We start from the raw sequence: 822 nt of genomic DNA on the forward strand, positions 1-822 counted from the left end.
GGCATTCCTGCTGAACCGCTCTTCCGATCTGAAAGAATCCCCGGCTGACCGGTGATGATCACCACTGCGCGATCGGCCGTTGCTTGATCCAGCGCGGCATTGAAAGCGGCAATCACGTTCGGGGAGATGGCATTGACCTTGCCATTGCTCAAGGTCAGGGTCGCGATACCGTCTTCGAGATGGTAGGAAATCAACTCACTCATGACGCAATTCCTTGTATTGAAGTGCAGCAGAAGTTACCCACCGCGACAGATCTGGTAAAGCGCCGTGACTGACTGGTGAGTCAGGCTTGTGGCCAGACATCGGCCTGCATGGCACTGCGGGTAACGGGTGGTTTCTTCTATATAGCTGTAGGCAAGGCTGGAGAATGGCCGGTTTGCCTTGTCGTCGATGGGGGGCGAACACCCTTCAAGGAGGGATCGGCCTTAAGCGCATGAAAATTCTGAAAAAAAAGTTTGCCATCTGAAAAGCTATCGACTACATTAGCGCGCCTCGACAGACTGAATCGGTTTGACGAGATACGGTGAAGTGTCCGAGTGGCTGAAGGAGCACGCCTGGAAAGTGTGTATACGTTAATAGCGTATCGAGGGTTCGAATCCCTCTTTCACCGCCAAAAGCCGATTCAATCTCATCCAATTGAGTCCAAAAACCCCTAGTGCTGCAAGCATTAGGGGTTTTTTGTTGTCTGATGAGATCCAAGTAAATCTATTGTGTTCCTACATAATAAGCTGCGCTTGGGATAGCAGCACGCCCAACTGTAAAGCAAAAGCCCAGATCGGAAGAGCGTCGTGTAGGGAAAGAGTGTAGATCTCGGTGGTCGCC

Annotated in this window: 1 tRNA gene; it reads left to right on the top strand. The window is 51.6% G+C overall.

Annotated elements, in window-relative coordinates:
• Positions 1-522 precede the first annotated feature (522 nt).
• Positions 523-613, top strand: a tRNA-Ser gene (locus ACQCX0_RS02740).
• Positions 614-822 lie beyond the last annotated feature (209 nt).

The organism is Candidatus Hepatincolaceae symbiont of Strigamia maritima (assembly GCF_055505085.1).